The sequence below is a fragment of the Streptococcus sp. oral taxon 071 str. 73H25AP genome (assembly GCF_000146755.1).
In the GTDB taxonomy this organism is placed as follows: domain Bacteria; phylum Bacillota; class Bacilli; order Lactobacillales; family Streptococcaceae; genus Streptococcus; species Streptococcus oralis_T.
The window spans coordinates 983,124-1,001,424 of the sequence record NZ_GL397254.1 but is presented as its reverse complement, the minus strand read 5'-3'; the positions used below and the strand labels follow the sequence as shown (position 1 = coordinate 1,001,424).

The following is an 18,301-nucleotide window of genomic DNA, read 5'->3' as shown; positions in this document are numbered from 1 at the left end:
ATTGGGAAAGATAGAAATAAGTTTAACTTTTTGTGAAACTCTCAGTATTCATAGCTGATTTTTGAGAAATGTGGTATAATTTTTCTTATGGAAAAGATTATTATTACAGCAACTGCTGAAAGTATTGAACAAGTTGAACAACTACTCGAAGCTGGCGTAGATCGTATCTATGTTGGTGAGAAAGATTTTGGCCTTCGTCTGCCAACAACCTTTAGTTATGAAGAGTTGCGCACCATCGCTAAGCTCGTTCATGATGCGGGTAAGGAATTGATCGTTGCAGTCAACGCCCTCATGCACCAAGATATGATGGATCGTATCAAGCCTTTCCTAGACTTCTTGGAAGAGATCAAGATAGACTATATCACTGTTGGAGATGCAGGTGTCTTTTACGTGGTAAACCGTGATGGCTATTCCTTTAAGACTATCTACGATGCTTCAACCATGGTGACAAGTAGCCGTCAGATTAACTTCTGGGGTCAAAAGGCAGGAGCCTCTGAAGCAGTCCTGGCACGTGAAATTCCATCTGCCGAACTCTTCAAGATGCCAGAGATTTTGGAAATTCCTGCTGAAGTCTTGGTTTATGGTGCCAGTGTCATTCACCATTCTAAGCGTCCTCTCTTACAAAACTACTATAACTTCACGCATATCGATGATGAAAAGACGCGTAAGCGTGACCTCTTCTTAGCTGAACCGAGTGACCCAGAAAGCCATTATTCTATCTTTGAAGATAATCATGGTACCCACATTTTTGCAAATAACGACCTTGATTTGATGACTAAATTGACAGAATTGGTAGAGCATGGTTTTACTCACTGGAAGCTAGAGGGGCTCTACACACCTGGTCAGAATTTTGTAGAAATTGCCAAACTCTTTGTCCAAGCACGCAGCTTGATTCAAGAGGGGAATTTCAGTCATGACCAAGCCTTCTTGTTAGATGAGGAAGTGCGCAAGTTACACCCTAAAAACCGTTTCCTCGATACGGGATTCTATGATTACGATCCTGACATGGTTAAATAGGACATAAAAACCCGAAATAAAAATGTTCGGGTTTTTCAAGTGTATTCATGAAATAAAAACGGATACATGTTATAATAAAAATAGCTCTTTAATGGAGGTGTTTGAGTGGAAAATCTGAAGAAAATGGCAGGTATCAAGGCTGCTGAGTTTGTCAAGGATGGCATGGTAGTCGGACTTGGAACGGGCTCTACTGCCTACTATTTCGTAGAAGAAATCGGTCGTCGCATTAAGGAAGAAGGTTTGCAGATTACTGCTGTGACGACTTCCAGTGTGACCAGTAAACAGGCCGAAGGTCTTAATATCCCGCTCAAGTCGATTGATCAAGTGGACTTTGTCGATGTGACGGTTGACGGGGCGGATGAAGTAGATAGCCAGTTCAACGGAATCAAAGGTGGTGGTGGTGCCCTTCTGATGGAGAAGGTTGTAGCGACACCATCAAAAGAATACATTTGGGTGGTTGACGAAAGCAAACTGGTAGAGAAACTAGGTGCTTTTAAATTGCCTGTGGAAGTGGTTCAGTATGGCGCAGAACAGGTCTTTCGTCGGTTTGAGCGAGCTGGCTACAAACCAAGTTTCCGTGACAAAGACGGACAACGTTTTGTGACCGATATGCAGAATTTTATCATTGACCTAGCCTTGGATGTCATTGAAAATCCAATTGCCTTCGGGCAAGAATTGGACCATGTCGTTGGTGTCGTAGAGCATGGCTTGTTCAACCAAATGGTGGATAAGGTCATCGTTGCTGGACGAGACGGGGTTCAGATTTTAACTTCAACAAAAGCAAACTAATCAACATAATAAGGAGACACACTATGTCAAAATTTAATCGTATTCACTTGGTGGTACTGGATTCTGTAGGAATCGGTGCTGCGCCAGATGCCAATAACTTTGTCAATGCAGGGGTTCCAGATGGAGCTTCTGACACGCTGGGACATATTTCTAAAACAGTTGGTTTGAATGTACCAAACATGGCTAAAATCGGTCTAGGAAATATTCCTCGCGAAACGCCGCTTAAGACTGTACCAGCTGAAAGCAATCCAACAGGTTATGCAACAAAATTGGAAGAAGTTTCCCTTGGTAAGGATACCATGACTGGTCACTGGGAAATCATGGGACTCAACATTACCGAGCCTTTCGATACTTTCTGGAACGGATTCCCAGAAGAAATTTTGACAAAAATCGAAGAATTTTCAGGACGTAAGGTCATTCGTGAAGCCAACAAACCTTACTCAGGTACGGCTGTTATCGATGATTTCGGACCACGTCAAATGGAAACTGGGGAGTTGATTATCTATACTTCAGCTGACCCTGTTTTGCAAATTGCTGCCCACGAAGACATCATTCCTTTGGATGAATTGTACCGTATCTGTGAATACGCTCGTTCAATTACCCTTGAGCGTCCTGCCCTTCTAGGTCGTATCATTGCTCGTCCGTATGTTGGTGAACCAGGTAACTTCACTCGTACAGCAAACCGTCGTGACTTGGCTGTATCTCCATTTGCACCAACCGTTTTGGATAAATTGAACGAAGCAGGTATCGATACTTACGCTGTTGGTAAAATCAACGATATCTTTAACGGAGCTGGTATCAATCATGACATGGGCCACAACAAGTCAAATAGCCACGGAATTGATACATTATTGAAGACCATGGGACTTGCTGAGTTTGAAAAAGGATTCTCATTCACAAACTTGGTGGACTTTGATGCCCTTTATGGACACCGCCGCAATGCTCATGGTTACCGTGATTGCTTGCATGAGTTTGATGAACGCTTGCCTGAAATTATCGCTGCCATGAGAGAGAATGACCTTCTCTTGATTACTGCGGACCATGGAAATGACCCAACCTATGCAGGAACAGACCACACTCGCGAATATATTCCACTTTTGGCTTACAGTCCTTCCTTTAAAGGAAATGGTGTCATTCCAGTTGGACATTTTGCAGATATCTCAGCGACTGTTGCCGATAACTTTGGTGTTGAAACTGCCATGATTGGGGAAAGTTTCTTAGATAAATTGGTATAAGATGACGCGATATGCTTTAATTGTTCGGGGCATTAATGTCGGAGGGAAAAATAAGGTTGTTATGGCGCAACTTCGTCAAGAACTGACAGAGTTGGGGCTAGAGAAGGTTGAAACCTACATCAACAGTGGCAATATTTTCTTTACTTCGACAGATGCCAAATCCCAATTGGTTGAAAAGTTAGAGACTTTCTTTGAAGTCCATTATCCATTTATTCAGAGCTTTTCTTTGCTGAGTCAGGAAGACTATGAGGCAGAGCTAAAGAATCTGCCAGATTGGTGGACCAAAGATTTAGCACGAAAGGATGTCCTCTTTTACACGGAGGGCTTGGATGTGGCGCAAGTCAATGAGACAGTTGAAAGTTTGGAACTGAAAGATGAAGTGGTTTATTTTGGAAGACTTGGGATTTTCTGGGGGAAATTTTCTGAGGAATCCTACTATGCAACTGCCTATCATAAGTACTTGCTCAAGATGCCTTTTTATCGTCACATCACCATTCGCAATGCAAAAACCTTTGACAAAATCGGTCAACTGCTAAAAAATAATAAAGGAGACACAGAATGACATTTTTAGATAAGATCAAAGAAACAGCTGCTTTCCTGAAAGAAAAAGGAATCCAAGCGCCTGAGTTTGGTTTAATCCTTGGATCAGGTCTGGGAGAACTTGCAGAAGAAATCGAAAATCCTGTTGTAGTAGACTATGCAGATATTCCAAACTGGGGCCGCTCTACAGTAGTTGGTCACGCTGGTAAATTGGTATATGGTGAACTCGCAGGTCGAAAAGTCTTGGCTCTTCAAGGTCGTTTTCATTTCTATGAAGGAAATCCTCTTGAAGTCGTGACTTTCCCAGTTCGTGTGATGAAAGTCCTCGGATGTGAAGGTGTCATTGTAACCAATGCAGCTGGCGGTATTGGATTCGGTCCTGGTACTTTGATGGCTATCTCAGACCATATCAATATGACGGGGCAGAACCCATTGATGGGTGAAAACTTGGATGATTTTGGTCCACGTTTCCCAGATATGTCTAAAGCCTACACACCAGAATACCGTGCTACTGCCCATGAAGTGGCTAAGAAACTTGGTATCAAGCTTGATGAAGGTGTCTATATCGGTGTAACTGGTCCGACTTATGAAACACCTGCAGAGATTCGTGCCTATAAGACATTGGGGGCAGATGCAGTTGGTATGTCCACTGTTCCTGAAGTTATTGTGGCCGCTCACTCAGGCTTGAAAGTTCTAGGAATTTCATGTATCACTAACCATGCTGCTGGTTTCCAAGAAGAACTCAACCACGAAGAAGTTGTAGAAGTGACTGAACGTGTTAAAGGCGACTTCAAAGGTTTGGTTAAAGCTATTCTTGCTGAACTCTAATCCTATGAAAGCACGACTCCAAAGCCTGCCCTACGGACTGAGGCTACTTCTAGCCACTCTATCATTGGGAATAGGGACGGGTCTGGTCGGAATTGCTTGCCATTATTTACTAGAAAGTGTGCAATGGCTGGCCTTTGGCCAAACTAGTTCGGATTTGCTTCAGCAATTTCAAGAAGCTGGGGGTCTCCGTAGATTCTTCGTTCTGTGTGTGACAGGGGTCTTGGTAGCTGGCTTCTGGTATGTCCTACAAAGGCGCCATAAGATTTTGTCTATTCGTCAGCAAATTATATTAGCTGGAGACAGGGAGCCAGCGCTCTTAGCCCACCTCTTTCATGCAGGTATGCAGGTTGCGATTGTCGGAGCAGGCGCATCGGTCGGAAAAGAAGGAGCACCACGCGAGGTTGGGGCCCTTCTAGCTGGTTGCTTGTCAAAGGGGTTCTCTCTAGCCCTTAAAGAACGGAAGGTGTTGGTTGCCTGTGGGGCAGGAGCAGGTCTAGCTGCGGTCTATCAGGTTCCCTTTGCTAGTAGTTTGTTTGTCTTTGAGACCTTTGGACTTACCTATAGTTGGCAGAACTTTTTGCTGGTTTTGGCTAGTACTTATCTGGCAACCTGGGTGGCTCAGCCCATTGTTGGTCATGATGTCATGTATCACTTGGCTCTAGTCTCTTGGTCGTCTAGCAGTTTCTTGCAGGCGATTCTGATTGCTTCATTGGTTACTCCTCTAGCACTGGTTTTTCGATCCTTAGCCAAGCAAGCTAATCGCAAACGGCGCAAGGATGAGACGATCCTTTGGGCTCTTCCTCTAGCCTTTCTCGTGCTGGGGAGCCTGGCAGTCTTTTTCCCTATCTTTATGGGAAATGGCCAGGTACTAGCCCAAGCCTTGTTGTCTAGCCAGCCAATTCCCTATCTTCCATTGACTCTTACAGTAAAGGGGCTTCTAGTTTATCTCCTCTTGCGTAATGGTGCCTATGGGGGAACCTTGACGCCATCATTTGCCTTGGGGATTGGATCTGGCTATTTAGTGACTTTGCTTTTGACAGTAGTTGGCATTCATCTGGATCCAGCTCTAGGAATGCTACTAGGAGCAACAGTCTTTTTAGGAACGACCTTACAAGCTCCTCTGACGTCCATTGCACTGAGCCTTGGATTTACAGGCCAGGATTGGAGTTTGACAATACCGCTTGTACTAGCGGCAGGAATGTCTTACGTGATTCGAAAGAGATGGGAGAAGAAACAATGAAGGTACATTTTGTACTGCATGAAACATTTGAGGTTCCGGGAGCTTATCTAAAATGGGCTCTGGCACGAGGGCATCACATTACATCAACAAAGGTTTACGAAAAAGAACCTCTTCCTGAAACAATTGACGGAATTGATTTTCTGATTGTTATGGGTGGCCCTCAATCACCTGATGAGGATAGAGAAAACTTCCCATACTATGATTCTAAGGCCGAGATTGCTTTTATGAAAGAAGCGATTGCTGCAGATATTTATATTGTTGGTGTCTGTCTTGGTGCGCAGCTCCTGTCTGTTGCCTATGGTGCGAAGTATGAACATAGTCCAGAACGCGAGATCGGCGTTTATCCTGTGACATTGACGATGCAAGGCCTAACAGATCCTCATGTCAGCTTGTTCGGAGAAATCTTAGAAACCGGCCACTGGCACGGTGATATGCCAGGGCTGACAGAGGATGCTGTTGTTCTTGCGACGAGTCAAGGTTGTCCACGCCAAATTATTCGCTTTAGTCCGAAACATTATGCATTTCAGGCCCATTTGGAATTTGATCCCGAAGTAGTAGAACTCTTAATTACTGCGGATGGTGAGGAGCAATTAAGAGAGCAAAGTGAAAAGTTATCTTTTGTTCAAACACCAGAAGAATTACGTGGAAACGATTACTCTGAAATGAATGCAAAACTGTATGCATTTTTAGATTCGTTGGTAAACTAGGAACTACAGAAAGGCAGGATTCCAACTTTGGAAGAGAACTTGGAATCATCTTACTATGAAATCAAAAGGTGTAGTAAGTATTTAATACTACCCCTCTTTAAACTTTATATAATATATAAAAAGAAAGGTAGAGCGAGATGTTCAGATTTGAACACGAGCGGAAAACTTTTCTAAAAACATTGAAAGGTAGGTAGTTTGGGTTTGAATTGAACCCGTGCTGTTCTCCTATTTGTCATCAAAATTAAGAAAGAAAGGAATTGAACCCACCCTAAGAGCAGTGGGAAAAAGATAGTTGGTCTAGCGAGCATCGCTCACTGCACCCAACTCCTATTTTCCCTTCGCTTTTTGGCAGGTTTGGTATCTTTCGTAGTATCACTTTTAGAATAAAGAAAGGTAGAGCAAGGTGTTCTAATTTGAACACGAGCGGAAAACTTGGAAAATAGATAATCTGACTGAGAAATCAGGATTTCTCGTCAGATTCCTAATTTTCAGTCGTTTTCTTCTCGCTCTTTGTATCATAAATTATGTCTATCCATATTGCTGCTAAGCAGGGTGAAATTGCTGATAAAATTCTTCTTCCGGGGGATCCTCTTCGTGCTAAGTTTATTGCGGAGAATTTCCTTGAAGATGCTGTTTGTTTTAACGAAGTGCGTAACATGTTTGGTTACACTGGTACTTATAAGGGTCACCGTGTATCTGTCATGGGAACTGGTATGGGGATGCCGTCTATTTCGATTTATGCGCGTGAGTTGATTGTGGACTACGGTGTGAAAAAATTGATCCGTGTGGGAACTGCGGGTTCGTTAAATGAGGATGTTCATGTCCGTGAATTGGTCTTGGCGCAAGCAGCTGCGACTAACTCAAACATCATCCGCAACGACTGGCCACAGTACGATTTCCCACAAATCGCTAGCTTTGATTTGCTAGACAAGGCCTACCATATTGCAAAAGAACACGGTATGACCACCCACGTTGGGAACGTCTTGTCATCAGATGTCTTTTACTCAAACTACTTTGAAAAGAACATCGAGCTTGGTAAATGGGGAGTTAAGGCTGTGGAAATGGAAGCAGCAGCCCTTTACTATCTCGCTGCCCAACACCACGTTGATGCTCTTGCAATCATGACTATTTCTGATAGCTTGGTTAATCCAGATGAAGACACTACTGCAGAAGAACGCCAAAACACCTTCACTGATATGATGAAGGTCGGCTTGGAAACCTTGATTGCAGAGTAATCAGAGAATAGCTTTTCAATTACATTAGTTACAAGAACTGTTGTAAGTGATCTATTTTCAATATCTAAGCAATGATAAAGAAAGAGTTGAAAATCCAACTATTGATTTTCAACTTTTTTAGAACACAGCTTAAGGAGAAATGTGATGGATAAAATTGAACAATTACAAGATTTGATAGATCAAAGCCAACGGATTGTTTTCTTTGGAGGGGCAGGAGTGTCAACCGAGTCTAATATCCCAGATTTTCGTAGTTCAGATGGTGTTTATAGTCATCAGTTAGGCCGTCATTTTACGGCAGAGCAACTCGTTTCTCGGACCATGTTTGAGCGCTATCCAGAAGATTTTTTTGACTTTTATAAGAAATACCTGATTTATCCAGAAGCCAAGCCTAATGCTGCTCATACTTATCTAGCTGCTTTGGAAAAAACAGGCAAGCTAAAGGCTGTTGTGACACAAAATATTGATAGTCTTCATGAAATGGCTGGCTCCCAAAAGGTCTTTAAATTGCATGGGAGCGCGGACCGAAATTACTGCCTAGGTTGTCAACGTTTCTATAACTTAACTGGTTTTCTGGCCCTCGAGGGACCTGTTCCCCACTGCCTAGACTGTGGCAAGGTGATCAAGCCTGACGTGACCTTGTATGAAGAATCACTTGACATGGATGTCTTTAGCCAAGTTGCACAAGCTATTCGGCAAGCTGACTTGCTGATTATTGGTGGGACTTCCTTAGTTGTTTATCCTGCAGCTAGCCTAGTAAACTATTTTTCTGGGACAAATCTGGTCGTTATCAATAAAACCAGTACTCCACAAGACAGCCAAGCTACATTGGTCATTGAAGGCAAGATAGGAGAAGTATTTTCGAAATTGAGACAATAAAAGAATTTTAGAAGATAGCAACAAAACCTTGTTACTTGAAAGAGAAAACTATCTCATTTATTGACCACAATCTCGCTCTTTAAGAGTTACTAAAAACTGGCTGAGAAAATCAAAACACCTTCACTGATATGATGAAGGTTAGCTTGGAAAACTTGATTGCAGACTAAAATCTAATAAAAAATCCTGTTTTCAAGTGAAATCAGGATTTTTTCATGGATGCGATTTTTTCTGGGTCTGGTGTGACACGGAGGGTCTTTTGTCCTGTGTAGGTCACAAAGCCTGGTTTTCCACCAGTTGGTTTGTTGAGTTTTTTGACTTCTATCATATCCACTTGCACGAGATTTGACAAGCGCCCTTTGGAGAAGTAGGCAGCTAGCTCCGCTGCATCTGTCTTAACTTCGTCAGAAGGGTCAAGATTTCCTGAGATGACGACATGGCTTCCTGGAATGTCCTTGGCATGGAACCAAAGTTCTTCCTTGCGGGCCATTTTAAAGGTTAGTTCCTCGTTTTGCAGGTTATTGCGTCCGACATAAATGACGGTCTTGCCATCGCTTGCTAGATACTGTTCTGGTTTTTTGCGCTTGTGAATTTTCTCTCGCTGTCTTCTACGGATAAAGCCTGTTTGGATTAATTCTTCACGGATTTCAGCGATTTCTTCCAGTCCAGCTTGGTTGAGAACGGTCTCCACGCTTTCTAGATAGAGAATGGTAGTCTTGGTTTCTTCGATTAGCTCAGTCAGGTATTTGACAGCTTCTTTGAGCTTCTGATAGCGTTTAAAATAGCGTTGGGCATTCTGACTGGGAGTCAGGGCCTTATCAAGAGCAATGGTGATAGGTTGATTGGTGTAGTAGTTGTCCAAGGTAACCTGATCTTGGTCATTAGGTACTTGGTGAAGGAAGGTTGTCAGTAATTCTCCTTTTTGGCGAAACTCCTCAGCATTGTCTGTCGCCAATAATTCTTTTTCTTGTTTTTTGAGTTTGTGGCGATTTTTCAGAAGCTCATTTTCAACGCGGCGAATGAGTTCGCTGGCTTGTTGCTTGACACGATCACGCTCTGCCTTGTCTTTGTAGTAGGTATCCAGAAGATCAGAAAGACTGGCAAAAGGCTCTCCTAGACTATTTTCGAAGGGAATTGGACTGAAGGAGGTCTCCGTTAGGTAAGGCTTGGTTTCTTGTCCGAAAAAGTGACGGAAGGTAGAAAGTTTATCACGAACCAATAGCTTTTCCAATTCATTTGCCGTATCTCGCCCCAAACCTTGAAAGAGACTTTGAAGATTTTTTGCAGTTAGTTCTTGAGTTTGTAAGATTTCAAAGAGTTTTTCATCCTTGATAGTAAAAGGGTTGTGGGATTCGGTACTTGGTGGAGCGATATAGGTCGATCCGGGGAGCAAGGTGCGGTAGCTGTTTTGTGAAAAGCCGACGTGTTTGATGACTTCGAGGATTTTATGGCTACTTTTATCCACGAGGAGAATATTGCTGTGTTTACCCATGATTTCGATAATCAAGGTAGCCTGGATATGGTCTCCAATCTCGTTTTTATTGGAAACGGTAATTTCCACGATACGGTCATTTTCCACTTGCTCAATTGACTCAATCAGGGCGCCTTGTAAATACTTTCTCAAAACCATGATAAAAGTGGAAGGTTGGGCTGGATTTTCAAAAGTCGTTTGGGTCAGCTGAATGCGTCCAAAAACGGGATGGGCAGAAAGGAGCAGGCGATGACTTTGGCGATTGCTGCGGATTTGCAAGACCAACTCTTGTTCAAAAGGTTGATTGATTTTCTGGATGCGACCATTGACTAACTCTCTTCGCAATTCCTCAACCATGTGGTGTAAAAAAAATCCGTCAAATGACATCGTTCTCTCCTTGTGATTGTATTCCATAGTATTATATCAAAAAGGTAGAATAAAATCATGGAAATATGGTATAATAAAGCCAAGTAAAGAGAATCGAGAAGTACATGTATATTGAAATGGTAGATGAAACTGGTCAAGTTTCACAAGAAATCTTGCAACAAACCCAAGAGATTTTGGAATTTGCTGCCCAAAAAATAGGAAAAGAAGACAAGGAAATGGCAGTCACTTTTGTGACCAACGAGCGTAGTCACGAACTCAACCTCGAGTACCGTGACACCGATCGTCCGACGGATGTCATCAGCCTTGAATATAAGCCAGAATTGGATATTGCCTTTGACGAAGAGGATTTGCTTGAAAATCCTGAATTTGCAGAGATGATGTCTGAGTTTGATGCCTATATTGGGGAATTGTTCATCTCTATCGATAAAGCGCATGAGCAGGCTGAGGAATACGGTCACAGCTTTGAGCGTGAGATGGGCTTCTTGGCAGTACACGGCTTTTTACATATTAACGGCTATGATCACTACACTCCGGAAGAAGAAGCGGAGATGTTCGGTTTACAAGAAGAAATTTTAACAGCCTATGGACTCACAAGACAATAAACGAAAATGGAAAAATCGTGACCTGATATCCAGTTTAGAATTTGCCCTTACAGGAATTCTGACTGCCATCAAGGAAGAACGCAATATGCGAAAACATGCAGTGACAGCCCTTGTGGTTATCTTTGCAGGTTTTGTTTTTCAGGTGTCACGAATCGAATGGCTCTTTCTCCTAATGAGCATTTTCTTGGTAGTAGCCTTTGAAATTATTAACTCTGCTATTGAAAATGTGGTGGATTTAGCCAGTCACTATCACTTTTCTATGTTGGCAAAGAAAGCCAAGGACATGGCAGCAGGAGCCGTGTTGGTGGTCTCTCTTTTTGCTGCGGTAACAGGTGCACTTATCTTTCTCCCACGCATTTGGGATTTATTATTTTAAACACTAAGAGGAAATTATGACATTTAAATCAGGCTTTGTGGCCATTTTAGGACGTCCCAATGTTGGGAAGTCAACCTTTTTGAATCACGTCATGGGGCAAAAGATTGCCATTATGAGTGACAAGGCGCAAACAACACGTAATAAAATCATGGGGATTTACACAACGGATAAGGAACAAATCGTCTTTATCGACACACCGGGGATTCACAAGCCCAAAACAGCTCTTGGGGATTTCATGGTGGAATCTGCCTACAGCACCCTTCGTGAAGTAGACACTGTTCTATTCATGGTGCCAGCTGATGAGCCACGTGGTAAGGGTGACGATATGATTATCGAGCGTCTGAAAGCTGCCAAGGTTCCTGTGATTCTGGTGGTGAATAAGATTGACAAGGTCCATCCAGACCAGCTTTTGGCTCAGATTGATGACTTCCGTAACCAGATGGACTTTAAGGAAATTGTTCCGATCTCAGCTCTTCAGGGAAATAACGTTTCTCGTCTGATTGACATCCTCAGTGAAAATCTTGAGGAAGGTTTCCAGTACTTTCCGTCTGATCAAATCACAGATCATCCTGAGCGTTTCTTGGTTTCAGAGATGATTCGTGAGAAAGTCTTGCACCTAACTCGTGAAGAGATTCCTCACTCAGTTGCAGTGGTAGTTGACTCTATGAAGCGGGATGAAGAGACAGACAAGGTTCATATCCGTGCAACCATCATGGTCGAGCGTGATAGTCAAAAAGGTATTATCATTGGTAAAGGTGGCGCTATGCTCAAAAAAATTGGAACCATGGCCCGTCGTGATATCGAACTCATGCTAGGGGACAAGGTTTTCCTAGAAACTTGGGTCAAGGTCAAGAAAAACTGGCGTGATAAAAAGCTAGATTTGGCTGACTTTGGCTATAATGAAAAAGAATACTAAGTAGAGGTGGGCTCATGCCTGCTTCTTGTTTTTACAGAAGGAGGATTTATGCCTGAATTACCAGAGGTTGAAACCGTTCGTCGTGGCTTAGAGAAATTAATTTTGGGAAAGAAGATTTCTAGTATAGAGATTGCTTATCCTAAGATGATTAAGACAGATTTGGACGAGTTTCAAAGGGAAGTGCCTGGCCAAGTAATCGAGTCAATAGGACGCCGTGGCAAGTATCTGCTTTTTTTCCTGACAGACAAGGTCTTGATTTCCCATTTGCGGATGGAGGGCAAGTATTTTTACTATCCAGACCAGATTCCTGAACGCAAGCACGCCCATGTTTTGATTCATTTTGAGGATGGTGGCACTCTTGTATATGAGGACGTACGCAAGTTTGGCACCATGGAACTGCTGGCACCCGACCTTTTGGATGCCTACTTTGTTTCCAAAAAACTAGGGCCTGAGCCAAGAGAGAAGAACTTTGATTTGCAGTCCTTTCAAGTTGCCCTAGCCAAATCTAAAAAGCCTATCAAATCCCACCTCCTAGCTCAAACCTTGGTAGCTGGACTTGGAAATATCTATGTGGATGAGGTCCTCTGGCGAGCTCAGGTCCATCCGGCCAGACCTTCTCAGAGTTTAACTGAGGAAGAAGCGACAGCCGTTCATGACCAGACCATTGCTGTTTTGGGACAGGCAGTTGAAAAAGGGGGCTCAACCATTCGGACCTATACCAATGCCTTTGGTGAAGATGGAACCATGCAGGACTTCCATCAGGTCTATGATAAGACTGGTCAAGCATGTTCACGCTGTGGCACCATCATTGAGAAATTCCAGCTTGGTGGACGAGGAACTCATTTTTGTCCCCAGTGTCAAAGGAGGGACTGATGGGAAAAATCATTGGAATCACAGGAGGAATTGCCTCAGGTAAATCAACTGTGACAAATTTTTTGAGACAGAAAGGCTTTCAAGTGGTGGATGCCGATGCAGTCGTCCATGATCTACAAAAACCTGGGGGTCGCCTTTATCAGGTCTTAGTCCAGCATTTTGGTCAGGAAATTATCTTAGAAAATGGAGAACTCAATCGTCCTCTCCTAGCTAGTCTCATATTTTCAAATCCAGAAGAGCGGGAATGGTCTAAGCAAACCCAAGGAGAGATTATTCGTGAGGAACTGGCTACACTAAGAGAACAGTTGGCTCAGACAGAAGCGATTTTTTTCATGGATATTCCCCTGCTTTTTGAACAGGACTATGCCATCTGGTTTGATGAAACGTGGCTGGTCTATGTGGACCATGATATCCAATTAGAACGTTTCATGAAACGGGATCATCTTTCTAAGGAAGTAGCTGAGTCGCGTCTTTCCGCCCAGTGGTCTTTAGAAGAAAAGAAAAAATTGGCGAGTCATATATTAGATAATAATGGCAGTCGTGACCAGCTTGTGGGGCAAGTAGTGAAGTTACTTGAAGGAGGCGATAGCTGTGCAAGAGATTAGTTGGAAAGAGAATCTTCGTGTCGCCTGGTTCGGTAGTTTTCTAACGGGAGCCAGTATTTCCTTGGTCGTCCCTTTTATGCCTATCTTTGTAGAGCAGTTGGGAATCGAGAGTGACCAAGTTGCTTTCTATGCTGGATTAGCGATCTCAGTTTCGGCTGTTTCAGCAGCTTTGATTTCTCCTATCTGGGGTATTCTTGCTGACAAGTACGGTCGTAAACCCATGATGATTCGAGCTGGCCTTGCCATGACCATCACTATGGGAGGTTTGGCCTTCGTGCCGAATATCTATTGGTTAATCTTTCTTAGATTACTAAATGGCGTATTTACAGGTTTCGTACCGAATGCGACAGCTTTAATAGCCAGCCAAGTCCCCAAGGATAAGTCTGGCTATGCTTTGGGGACTTTATCAACTGGAGTAGTAGCTGGAACCCTAACCGGCCCCTTTGTAGGTGGCTTGATTGCTGAAATTTTTGGCATTCGTAATGTCTTTTTATTGGTAGGTGCTTTCTTATTTGTAGCTGCAATCCTAACCATTTTCTTTATCAAGGAAGATTTTCAGCCAGCGGCTAAGGAGAAGGCTATCCCAACGAAAGAAGTATTTTCTTCTTTCAAGTATCCTAGGCTTTTAATAAACCTATTTTTGACGAGTTTTGTCATTCAATTTTCAGCTCAATCAATTGGCCCCATTCTAGCTCTCTATGTGCGGGACTTAGGGCAAACTGAGAATCTCCTATTTGTATCAGGATTGATCGTATCCAGCATGGGATTTTCTAGCATGATGAGTGCTGGAGTGATGGGAAAACTAGGAGATAAGGTGGGAAATCATAGACTTTTAGTTGCAGCGCAGGTTTATTCAGTCATCATTTACCTTCTTTGTGCCCATGCAACCAGCCCCATTCAACTTGGCTTGTATCGTTTTCTATTTGGTTTGGGAACGGGTGCTCTGATACCAGGTGTTAATGCATTGCTTAGTAAGATGACTCCCAAAGCAGGCATTTCAAGGATTTTTGCCTTTAACCAAGTCTTTTTCTACCTTGGGGGTGTTGTTGGTCCCATGACTGGTTCAGTAGTAGCAGGGCAATTTGGCTACCACTCTGTTTTTTATGCGACAGCAGCCTGTGTGGCTTTCAGTTGTTTATTTAACTTAGTTCAATTTAGATCATTATTAAAAGTAAAGGAAATCTAGTGCGAGTAAAAATTAATCTCAAATGCTCTTCTTGTGGCAGTATTAATTACCTAACCAGTAAGAACTCCAAAACCCATCCAGACAAGATTGAGGTTTTAAAGTATTGTCCCAAAGAAAGAAAAGTAACTCTACATCTTGAATCTAAGTAGATTTTATGGTAAAATAATAGGGATTTTAAGGAGTTTGATATGTATAACCTATTATTAACCATTTTATTAGTATTATCTGTTGTGATTGTAATTGCGATTTTCATGCAACCAACCAAGAACCAATCCAGCAATGTATTTGATGCCAGCTCAGGTGATTTGTTTGAACGTAGTAAAGCGCGTGGTTTTGAAGCTGTGATGCAACGTTTGACAGGTATTTTAGTCTTTTTCTGGCTAGCCATTGCCTTAGCATTGACGGTATTATCAAGTAGATAAGAAATGGGCAGGACTAGGTCTTTGCCTATTTTTATTTTTATACTCTTCAAAAATCTCTTCAAACCACGTCAGCGTCGTCTTGTCGTACTCCAGTACTGCCTGCGCCTAGCTTTCTAGTTTGCTCTTTGATTTTTATTGAGTATTAAATGATGTTTGAGAAGGTCTTACAGTTAAAGAAAATTAAAAAATCTAGAAAGAAAACATGAAAGATAAAATTAAAGAATATTTGCAAGAGAAGGGTCAAGTGACGGTAAATGATCTAGCTCAGGCTCTCGGAAAAGATGGATCCAAGGATTTCCGTGAGTTGATTAAGACCCTGTCTCTGATGGAAAGAAAGCACCAGATTCGATTTGGAGAAGATGGCAGCCTCACCTTGAATCAGAAGAAGAAACATGAAATCACCCTCAAAGGGGTTTTTCATGCCCATAAAAATGGCTTTGGCTTTGTCGGCCTGGAAGGCGAAGAGGACGATCTTTTTGTAGGAAAAAACGATGTCAACTATGCCATTGATGGCGATACCGTTGAGGTGGTCATAAAGAAAGTTGCTGATCGTAACAAGGGAACGGCAGCAGAAGCCAAGATTATCGATATCCTAGAACACAGCCTGACAACCGTTGTCGGTCAAATTGTTCTGGATCAGGAAAAGCCCAAGTATGCGGGCTATATTCGTTCCAAAAATCAAAAAATCAGCCAACCCATTTATGTGAAGAAACCAGCCCTCAAACTTGAAGGGACAGAGGTTCTCAAGGTCTTTATCGACAAATACCCAAGTAGAAAACACGATTTCTTTGTAGCATCTGTACTTGATGTAGTAGGACATTCTACTGATGCGGGGATTGATGTCCTTGAAGTCTTAGAGTCCATGGATATTGTTTCAGAATTTCCAGAAGCTGTTCTCAAGGAGGCGGAAAGTGTCCCTGATGCTCCATCAGAAAAGGATATGGAAGGCCGTCTTGATTTAAGAGATGAGCTTACCTTCACCATTGACGGCGCGGATGCCAAGGACTTGGACGATGCAGTTCACATCAAGCCTTTGAAAAATGGCAATATGGAACTCGGAGTTCACATCGCGGATGTTTCCTACTATGTGACTGAAGGCTCTGCCCTTGACAAGGAAGCCCTTAACCGCGCAACTTCTGTCTACGTGACAGACCGTGTAGTACCTATGCTACCAGAACGACTGTCAAATGGCATCTGCTCTCTCAATCCTCAAGTAGACCGCTTGACCCAGTCTGCCATTATGGAAATTGATAAACATGGTCGTGTAGTTAACTACACCATCACACAAACGGTCATTAAGACTAGCTTCCGTATGACCTATAGCGCTGTTAATGATATCCTAGCTGGTGACGAGGAGAAGAGACAAGAGTTTAAGAAAATTGTTCCTAGTATCGAGTTAATGGCCAAGCTTCATGAAAGGCTAGAAAGCATGCGTGAGAAACGTGGTGCCTTGAATTTTGATACCAGCGAAGCTAAGATTTTGGTGGATAAAAAAGGCAAGCCTGTGGATATTGTCCTTCGTCAGCGTGGTGTTGCTGAGCGGATGATTGAGTCCTTTATGTTGATTGCCAACGAAACAGTTGCCGAGCACTTCAGCAAGCTGGACCTACCTTTTATCTATCGGATTCACGAGGAGCCCAAGGCTGAAAAAGTTCAGAAGTTTATTGACTATGCTTCGAGCTTTGGTTTGCGAATTTATGGAACTGCCAGTGAGATTAGCCAGGAGGCGCTTCAAGATATTATGCGTGCTGTTGAGGGAGAACCTTATGCGGATGTATTGTCCATGATGCTTCTCCGTTCTATGCAACAGGCTCGCTATTCAGAGCACAATCACGGTCACTATGGACTAGCGGCAGACTATTACACTCACTTTACCAGCCCCATTCGTCGTTATCCTGACCTCCTTGTTCACCGCATGATTCGGGACTATGGTCGTTCCAAGGAAATAGCCGAGCATTTTGAGCAAGTGATTCCAGAGATTGCGACCCAGTCTTCAAACCGAGAGCGTCGTGCCATCGAGGCTGAGCGTGAAGTCGAAGCCATGAAAAAGGCTGAGTACATGGAAGAATACGTGGGCGAAGAGTACGATGCAGTTGTATCCAGCATTGTCAAGTTTGGTCTCTTTGTTGAATTGCCGAATACAGTTGAAGGCTTGATTCACATTACCAATTTGCCTGAATTTTATCATTTCAACGAGCGTGATTTGACTCTTCGTGGAGAGAAATCAGGAATAACTTTCCGTGTGGGACAGCAGATTCGTATTCGAGTTGAAAGAGCCGATAAGATGACAGGTGAGATTGATTTCTCTTATATTCCAAGTGAGTTTGATGTCATCGAAAAAGGCTTGAAACAAGCTGGTCGCAAAGAAAGAGGGCGTGGTTCAAGTCGTCGTTCAGACAAGAAGGAAGACAAGAGAAAATCAGGGCGCTCAAATGATAAGCATAAGCATTCGCAAAAAGATAAAAAGAAAAAAGGCAAGAAACCTTTTTACAAGGAAGTAGCTAAGAAAGGAGCCAAGCATGGCAAAGGGCGAGGGAAAGGTCGTCGCACAAAATAAAAAAGCGCACCACGACTATACAATCGTAGATACGCTAGAGGCAGGAATGGTCCTGACTGGAACCGAAATCAAGAGTGTTCGAGCAGCACGAATCAATCTCAAGGACGGCTTTGCCCAAGTGAAAAATGGGGAAGTCTGGCTGAGCAATGTTCATATCGCCCCTTACGAAGAGGGCAATATCTGGAACCAGGAACCGGAACGCCGTCGCAAACTTCTACTCCATAAGAAGCAAATTCAAAAATTGGAACAAGAGACCAAAGGGACAGGAATGACGCTGGTTCCTCTTAAAGTCTATATCAAAGATGGCTACGCCAAGCTCCTTTTAGGGCTTGCCAAGGGGAAACATGACTATGACAAACGCGAATCCATCAAGCGTCGTGAACAAAACCGCGACATCGCGCGTGTGATGAAAGCTGTCAACCAGCGATAAGAAGAGGAAGTA

At 43.0% G+C, this 18,301-nt stretch carries 20 protein-coding genes; 19 read left to right on the top strand and 1 reads right to left on the bottom strand.

What is annotated here, in order from left to right; genetic code table 11:
* Positions 1-87 precede the first annotated feature (87 nt).
* The 9 genes from HMPREF9189_RS07110 to HMPREF9189_RS07070 all read left to right on the top strand — a co-directional run bounded on the left by HMPREF9189_RS07110 (position 88) and on the right by HMPREF9189_RS07070 (position 8,467).
* A complete protein-coding gene (locus HMPREF9189_RS07110; protein ID WP_000411178.1) occupies positions 88-1,017 on the top strand; it encodes a peptidase U32 family protein in 930 nt (309 codons plus the stop codon).
* A gap of 105 nt (positions 1,018-1,122) precedes the next feature.
* A complete protein-coding gene (rpiA, locus tag HMPREF9189_RS07105; protein ID WP_000429267.1) occupies positions 1,123-1,806 on the top strand; it encodes a ribose-5-phosphate isomerase RpiA in 684 nt (227 codons plus the stop codon).
* A gap of 23 nt (positions 1,807-1,829) precedes the next feature.
* Entirely contained in the window at positions 1,830-3,041 is a 1,212-nt protein-coding gene (locus HMPREF9189_RS07100) for a phosphopentomutase (protein ID WP_000033119.1), read from the top strand.
* Between the two features lies 1 nt (position 3,042).
* A complete protein-coding gene (locus HMPREF9189_RS07095; RefSeq protein WP_009755355.1) occupies positions 3,043-3,603 on the top strand; it encodes a DUF1697 domain-containing protein in 561 nt (186 codons plus the stop codon).
* Entirely contained in the window at positions 3,600-4,409 is an 810-nt protein-coding gene (locus HMPREF9189_RS07090) for a purine-nucleoside phosphorylase (RefSeq protein WP_000143362.1), read from the top strand. The genes HMPREF9189_RS07095 and HMPREF9189_RS07090 overlap by 4 nt, the downstream gene beginning before the upstream one ends.
* 4 nt (positions 4,410-4,413) lie before the next feature.
* Positions 4,414-5,649: a chloride channel protein gene (locus tag HMPREF9189_RS07085; RefSeq protein WP_009755354.1), complete on the top strand. Its 1,236-nt coding sequence runs from the start codon at positions 4,414-4,416 to the stop codon at positions 5,647-5,649.
* Positions 5,646-6,356, top strand: a complete 711-nt coding sequence (locus tag HMPREF9189_RS07080; protein WP_025168517.1) for a type 1 glutamine amidotransferase — start codon at positions 5,646-5,648, stop codon at positions 6,354-6,356. Before HMPREF9189_RS07085 ends, HMPREF9189_RS07080 begins: the two co-directional genes overlap by 4 nt.
* Before the next feature lie 524 nt (positions 6,357-6,880).
* Complete coding sequence (gene deoD / locus HMPREF9189_RS07075; protein WP_000022077.1) at positions 6,881-7,591, top strand: purine-nucleoside phosphorylase; 711 nt, start codon at positions 6,881-6,883, stop codon at positions 7,589-7,591.
* 144 nt (positions 7,592-7,735) lie between these two features.
* Positions 7,736-8,467 (top strand): NAD-dependent protein deacylase, encoded by a 732-nt coding sequence (locus tag HMPREF9189_RS07070; protein ID WP_000357683.1) that lies wholly within the window; start codon positions 7,736-7,738, stop codon positions 8,465-8,467.
* Positions 8,468-8,666: 199 nt separating this feature from the next.
* Here HMPREF9189_RS07070 and pavA read toward each other — a convergent pair whose 3' ends face one another.
* Positions 8,667-10,322, bottom strand: coding sequence for an Rqc2 family fibronectin-binding protein PavA (pavA, locus tag HMPREF9189_RS07065; RefSeq protein ID WP_000006745.1), 1,656 nt, complete (start codon positions 10,320-10,322; stop codon positions 8,667-8,669).
* Positions 10,323-10,426: 104 nt separating this feature from the next.
* On the opposite strand from pavA, the gene ybeY reads away from it, so the two are divergent.
* From ybeY to smpB, 10 genes are all read left to right on the top strand, one after another.
* Positions 10,427-10,924: an rRNA maturation RNase YbeY gene (gene ybeY / locus HMPREF9189_RS07060; protein ID WP_000275168.1), complete on the top strand. Its 498-nt coding sequence runs from the start codon at positions 10,427-10,429 to the stop codon at positions 10,922-10,924.
* Positions 10,905-11,300: a diacylglycerol kinase family protein gene (locus HMPREF9189_RS07055; RefSeq protein ID WP_000378173.1), complete on the top strand. Its 396-nt coding sequence runs from the start codon at positions 10,905-10,907 to the stop codon at positions 11,298-11,300. Before ybeY ends, HMPREF9189_RS07055 begins: the two co-directional genes overlap by 20 nt.
* A 16-nt stretch (positions 11,301-11,316) precedes the next feature.
* Positions 11,317-12,216, top strand: a complete 900-nt coding sequence (gene era, locus HMPREF9189_RS07050) for a GTPase Era (protein ID WP_000143275.1) — start codon at positions 11,317-11,319, stop codon at positions 12,214-12,216.
* Positions 12,217-12,264: 48 nt separating this feature from the next.
* Complete coding sequence (gene mutM / locus HMPREF9189_RS07045; protein WP_001114613.1) at positions 12,265-13,089, top strand: DNA-formamidopyrimidine glycosylase; 825 nt, start codon at positions 12,265-12,267, stop codon at positions 13,087-13,089.
* Positions 13,089-13,694 (top strand): dephospho-CoA kinase, encoded by a 606-nt coding sequence (gene coaE / locus HMPREF9189_RS07040; RefSeq protein ID WP_000516185.1) that lies wholly within the window; start codon positions 13,089-13,091, stop codon positions 13,692-13,694. Before mutM ends, coaE begins: the two co-directional genes overlap by 1 nt.
* Positions 13,681-14,880 carry a multidrug efflux MFS transporter gene (locus HMPREF9189_RS07035; RefSeq protein WP_001156307.1) on the top strand — a complete coding sequence of 400 codons (1,200 nt, stop codon included), beginning with the start codon at positions 13,681-13,683 and terminating at the stop codon, positions 14,878-14,880. Before coaE ends, HMPREF9189_RS07035 begins: the two co-directional genes overlap by 14 nt.
* Entirely contained in the window at positions 14,880-15,029 is a 150-nt protein-coding gene (gene rpmG / locus HMPREF9189_RS07030; RefSeq protein ID WP_001809104.1) for a 50S ribosomal protein L33, read from the top strand. The genes HMPREF9189_RS07035 and rpmG overlap by 1 nt, the downstream gene beginning before the upstream one ends.
* Before the next feature lie 39 nt (positions 15,030-15,068).
* Complete coding sequence (gene secG, locus HMPREF9189_RS07025) at positions 15,069-15,302, top strand: preprotein translocase subunit SecG (RefSeq protein WP_000282517.1); 234 nt, start codon at positions 15,069-15,071, stop codon at positions 15,300-15,302.
* A 202-nt stretch (positions 15,303-15,504) separates the two neighbouring features.
* The gene (gene rnr / locus HMPREF9189_RS07020) at positions 15,505-17,859 is read left to right on the top strand and encodes a ribonuclease R (RefSeq protein WP_000653270.1); all 2,355 of its coding nucleotides are present in this window, start codon (positions 15,505-15,507) and stop codon (positions 17,857-17,859) included.
* Positions 17,822-18,289, top strand: a complete 468-nt coding sequence (smpB, locus tag HMPREF9189_RS07015; protein WP_001051742.1) for an SsrA-binding protein SmpB — start codon at positions 17,822-17,824, stop codon at positions 18,287-18,289. Before rnr ends, smpB begins: the two co-directional genes overlap by 38 nt.
* The last annotated feature ends 12 nt before the right edge of the window (positions 18,290-18,301 follow it).

Bases quoted from the DNA above. Each gene is read 5' to 3' on its own strand.
- HMPREF9189_RS07110 (WP_000411178.1), top strand. From the start codon at position 88: ATGGAAAAGATTATTATTACAGCAACTGCTGAAAGTATTGAACAAGTT.
- HMPREF9189_RS07100 (WP_000033119.1), top strand. From the start codon at position 1,830: ATGTCAAAATTTAATCGTATTCACTTGGTGGTACTGGATTCTGTAGGA.
- HMPREF9189_RS07095 (WP_009755355.1), top strand. From the start codon at position 3,043: ATGACGCGATATGCTTTAATTGTTCGGGGCATTAATGTCGGAGGGAAA.
- HMPREF9189_RS07090 (WP_000143362.1), top strand. From the start codon at position 3,600: ATGACATTTTTAGATAAGATCAAAGAAACAGCTGCTTTCCTGAAAGAA.
- HMPREF9189_RS07085 (WP_009755354.1), top strand. From the start codon at position 4,414: ATGAAAGCACGACTCCAAAGCCTGCCCTACGGACTGAGGCTACTTCTA.
- HMPREF9189_RS07080 (WP_025168517.1), top strand. From the start codon at position 5,646: ATGAAGGTACATTTTGTACTGCATGAAACATTTGAGGTTCCGGGAGCT.
- deoD (WP_000022077.1), top strand. From the start codon at position 6,881: ATGTCTATCCATATTGCTGCTAAGCAGGGTGAAATTGCTGATAAAATT.
- HMPREF9189_RS07070 (WP_000357683.1), top strand. From the start codon at position 7,736: ATGGATAAAATTGAACAATTACAAGATTTGATAGATCAAAGCCAACGG.
- pavA (WP_000006745.1), bottom strand. From the start codon at position 10,322: ATGTCATTTGACGGATTTTTTTTACACCACATGGTTGAGGAATTGCGA.
- ybeY (WP_000275168.1), top strand. From the start codon at position 10,427: ATGTATATTGAAATGGTAGATGAAACTGGTCAAGTTTCACAAGAAATC.
- HMPREF9189_RS07055 (WP_000378173.1), top strand. From the start codon at position 10,905: ATGGACTCACAAGACAATAAACGAAAATGGAAAAATCGTGACCTGATA.
- era (WP_000143275.1), top strand. From the start codon at position 11,317: ATGACATTTAAATCAGGCTTTGTGGCCATTTTAGGACGTCCCAATGTT.
- mutM (WP_001114613.1), top strand. From the start codon at position 12,265: ATGCCTGAATTACCAGAGGTTGAAACCGTTCGTCGTGGCTTAGAGAAA.
- coaE (WP_000516185.1), top strand. From the start codon at position 13,089: ATGGGAAAAATCATTGGAATCACAGGAGGAATTGCCTCAGGTAAATCA.
- secG (WP_000282517.1), top strand. From the start codon at position 15,069: ATGTATAACCTATTATTAACCATTTTATTAGTATTATCTGTTGTGATT.
- rnr (WP_000653270.1), top strand. From the start codon at position 15,505: ATGAAAGATAAAATTAAAGAATATTTGCAAGAGAAGGGTCAAGTGACG.
- smpB (WP_001051742.1), top strand. From the start codon at position 17,822: ATGGCAAAGGGCGAGGGAAAGGTCGTCGCACAAAATAAAAAAGCGCAC.